Source organism: Bacillus sp. CDB3 (assembly GCF_002081505.1).
Lineage (GTDB): Bacteria > Bacillota > Bacilli > Bacillales > Bacillaceae_G > Bacillus_A > Bacillus_A cereus_AT.
In genome coordinates, this window is the sequence record NZ_ALBR01000086.1 from 1 (window position 1) to 3,777 (window position 3,777).

A 3,777-nucleotide genomic window follows, 5' to 3' on the forward strand; every position below is an offset into this window, starting at 1 on the left:
ATCCTTCATTTCGTGTATCTTGTGGTCTTTCTTTTGTTCCTCATATATCTACTTTTTCACGTGTAGGTACTTGGTTTCGCAACGAAGGGATTCCATTGATTCATAAACAAACTCTTCAAGAAATGAATTTAGGGCTGATTCCGTTAAAGCCCATAGAATAGATAGAACCCGCTATTTCAGAATCCTTTCATATCCACTATAAAGGACTCAAGTCTAAACAGAAGGTCATTCACCAATTGACAGCCCTCACTACTTTGTTAGAAGAAGAATCGCATGAACAGTACCATTTTTCCATTCAAATTGATACCACTACACAAAAATAAATCCTGTATCTTACATCAAAAAACGTCCTCCTATATAGGAGGACGTTTTTTTGAATAGACACATTTATATCATTAGAATACTCATTACGTTTGTAACATCATCACATGAATTCGTTTTAAATTTAATTTTTGGGCAGCTCGACATGCTGTATATCCCGATACAACTTCATATTTGGTGCTATTCTCTATTCGTTTTACAACAATTTTTTCTGTAAATATTCCTTCCTTTTCATAACAATCCATTTGATGTTGGAGATCTCCTATTTGTACATATTCCTTTTGTTTAGATAACAAAGGTTGGATCTTATTCATTTTTAATTCCGTTACAGGATGTTGAATCAAGAACATCTTATCTCCAACTGGAAACTGTGGTGGTTGTTTTACGGGTAGTATTCGCCCATTCTCTTTCAACTTCACTTTTCGAACTCTCCCATCCTGGGAGACGTACACTACTTGACATATTTGTTCCTTATCCCACGACCAATACATCCGAATTCTCGCATTATAATGTACCAAAACAAATTGTTTACAAAATTGCTGAAAGTAAGATACCATCTCTTCTTTAGTTGAAAATAAATTGTGTTTCAACAGTTCTTGCTGCAATCTGTGATTGATATCTCGAATGGTAAACGTTGTCCCCTCTTTACAATCTGGACAAATAATTCCCATTTTGGACTGTATTTTTTTTATAGTCACAACTTGTTTATCACATCGCTGTCCACATAATTGGCAAACACCATCATATTTTTGGTGTAACTGTATCACACGATTAGATATTCTATCTCCCTTTTCATGCGTCTGTTTCTGTTTTACTTTCCCATTCTTTGGAGCTTCTTTTTCTTTTTGCTGTGCATGAGATCGGTACATGATACGGTTAGGAGCAAATGTTTGCACTTGTTTGGCGATATCCGCTACCTTTCCCTCCATTATGATTTCATTCGCATTCGCTAACATATCTCCACCTTCTGCAATCAACTGTAATAATTGCTTCCACTGTTCAGAATGAATGAGTGCTGTGACTTTCAGATCATACTTCTTTTCTTCAATTTGTGTTGTTTGCGTATTCGTATCATGAAATTCTATTGCAAATACATATTCTGGATCATCTGCTAAATGACGAACTTGCGATGGTTTCCCTTTCACTATCAATCGCATGTCACAATCCCTCCTTATGTCACTATATCTAGTTATCCTCTTTTATTTTGAAATTCCCTTTGTTTCTGAAACATATAGTTGATTCACTAAAGAGTCGTATTCTCTTCGTGTAATTTGCTTTCCGTACAACCGAACTAATAACTCTTTATGTGCTTTTGAAAATGCCATTTTGTCAATCCATTTTGGTTGCATACGATGCTTCTCTCCATTTCTGTTTGAAAACTCTGTCACATCGCATTATTATATCTTTATATTTGAGTTCATTCAACTCGATTTTATATGAACACCACGTTGAATCTCTCTTTATTTGGATTTTAGTCTTATATTATTAATTTTGGTATAAAGGACCAAAATATGGGTTATAGTATTATTGCAAGGCACAACTACCCGTTCCTTGCGGAACTGTGACTTCTTTCATTTCTCATCAAATGTCAACAAAAAGGCGAGATGATTCTCGTCTTTTTGTGTTGTATAAACATTCTTTTCAATCTTTTTCTAAAGGAAATTTTGCCTTCGTCTAGAATCTATGCAATATACCATCTCTCAAGGAGTGATTTCCATTGACAGAAACATTAAGCATAGAAGAATTAAACACATTATTGCCATTGGCTTCTTTAGAAGTTCTGCCTGCTGAAGAACAAAAAATACGTCTCCAATATTGGAAAGAACATTTCACAAGCAAAGAAATTACCACTGGTTTAGGCACATATAATAGCAAGCTATACGATTTGTACAAAAAACATGACATTACATCGCAAGGAACAACGAATTCGAAACGAAAAGGAAAGGGCGCTACTAATCACAAAGAGGGGACCTCTACTGAGCCACAGCTTTCTCACACCACCGAACCAATCCAAACGCAAACACTTCCATCAACAATCCCAATACAAGAAGTACCTGTGATTCCACAATCTAAGCCAACAAAACTTCTATTAGAACAGATAGAATCCTCTCTTTCAGAATCCTTCCATATCCACTATACAGGACTCAAGTCTAAACAGAAGGTCATTCACCAATTGAAAGCACTCGCTACTTTGTTAGAAGAAGCATCGCATGAACAGTACCATTTTTCCATTCAAATTGATACCACTACACAAAAATAAATCCTGTATCTTACATCAAAAAACATCCTCATATATAGGAGGACGTTTTTTGAATAGACACATTATATATCATTAGAATACTCATTACGCTTGTAACATCATCACTTGACACTCCCACGGCTAAAGCCGCAAGCTGACTAACGTCAGTGGGATTCTTGCTACCAATGGCGAAGTCTATTTCTAGTACCGCTGACGTGCAAAATTGCGGTGTGCCATCACCACTCCGTATCCAGTGCATATAGCAGATACCATGAGGGGAACTATTTAGGCAGTAACTAATAATTTGTGTAATTCCTTGTACGTTGAAAAACTGAAGTTTGGTCGCAAACTTCGGTTTCGTTTATATAAAGCATGAAGCATTTCGATTCCTTTCAAGGTACGTGAAGCATGGCGAATATTTTGAAAGGTTCCGTTGCAAAGTTAGAAAAAATATAAAGAGGGCTATAAATTTGGGATAGAATTTAAGCAATCGCTACTAATTTTTGTAGTTCTTTGTACGCAGAAAAGACGGAATCTGATTCAAGACTTCGTCTCTGTTTATATAGGGCCTGAATCGTTTCAATCCCTTTTATGGTACGAGAAGCGTGTCGGATACTTTGAAATCCAGACGATTTCGCAAATCGACGTTTGACATGTCGATGATCTTGTTCAATCAGATTATTGCGATGTTTGATGGTACATTGTTTTGTATGTGTATAAAAATCGTCTTTCTGTAATTTTTTGAACGCACAAAGCAAGGCAGGCGCTTTATCTGTTGTGAGAACCGATGGTTCTCCAAAATGCTTGACCAATCTTTTCATAAAAGCATACGCAGCCTGACGATCACGAGTTTTTCGAAGTTGAAAGTCCAATGTATGAACATCACTATCAATGGCACGATATAAATAACACCATTTTCCTTTCACTTTGATATAAGTCTCATCTAAATGCCAAGCATGGTGTGCAACTTTGTTTTTCTTTTTCCAAATTTGATAGATCAAATTTCCATATTCATGAACCCAGCGCATAATGGTTGTAGGGTGAACAGAAACTCCTCGTTCTTTCAGGATCTCAGATACATCGCGATAACTTAAAGAAAAACGGCTACCAAAATAATATCTTTTTTGAATTGTTTTCCTTTAAAATATCCCATGTATCATTCTCCTCATCTCATTTTCCCTACAGTTTAGCTCCACTCGAAAAACTTTGCAACAGAA

Annotated in this window: 3 protein-coding genes and 3 pseudogenes; 2 read left to right on the forward strand and 4 right to left on the reverse strand. The window is 36.1% G+C overall.

Annotated features, from left to right (window positions below):
- A pseudogene (locus CDB3_RS31770) lies at positions 1 to 143 on the forward strand (ISNCY family transposase); the annotation flags it as partial.
- 264 nt (positions 144 to 407) lie between these two features.
- Here CDB3_RS31770 and CDB3_RS21240 read toward each other — a convergent pair.
- Together CDB3_RS21240 and CDB3_RS31775 are read right to left on the reverse strand one after the other, a co-directional pair.
- Entirely contained in the window at positions 408 to 1,478 is a 1,071-nt protein-coding gene (locus CDB3_RS21240) for a hypothetical protein (protein ID WP_128855857.1), read from the reverse strand.
- 42 nt (positions 1,479 to 1,520) lie between these two features.
- A complete protein-coding gene (locus tag CDB3_RS31775; protein WP_179139727.1) occupies positions 1,521 to 1,670 on the reverse strand; it encodes a hypothetical protein in 150 nt (49 codons plus the stop codon).
- Positions 1,671 to 2,038: 368 nt separating this feature from the next.
- Between CDB3_RS31775 and CDB3_RS21245 the strand changes: the two genes are divergently transcribed.
- Entirely contained in the window at positions 2,039 to 2,581 is a 543-nt protein-coding gene (locus CDB3_RS21245; protein WP_128855858.1) for a hypothetical protein, read from the forward strand.
- Positions 2,582 to 2,845: 264 nt separating this feature from the next.
- Here CDB3_RS21245 and CDB3_RS32505 read toward each other — a convergent pair.
- Positions 2,846 to 2,986, reverse strand: a pseudogene (locus CDB3_RS32505) (IS6 family transposase); the annotation flags it as partial.
- 56 nt (positions 2,987 to 3,042) lie between these two features.
- Positions 3,043 to 3,713, reverse strand: a pseudogene (locus tag CDB3_RS21260) (IS6 family transposase).
- Between the last annotated feature and the right edge of the window lie 64 nt (positions 3,714 to 3,777).

What these genes read in the sequence shown, in the direction of transcription:
- CDB3_RS31775 (WP_179139727.1), bottom strand. Translation starts at nt 1,670, where the DNA reads ATGCAACCAAAATGGATTGACAAAATGGCATTTTCAAAAGCACATAAA.
- CDB3_RS21240 (WP_128855857.1), bottom strand. Translation starts at nt 1,478, where the DNA reads ATGCGATTGATAGTGAAAGGGAAACCATCGCAAGTTCGTCATTTAGCA.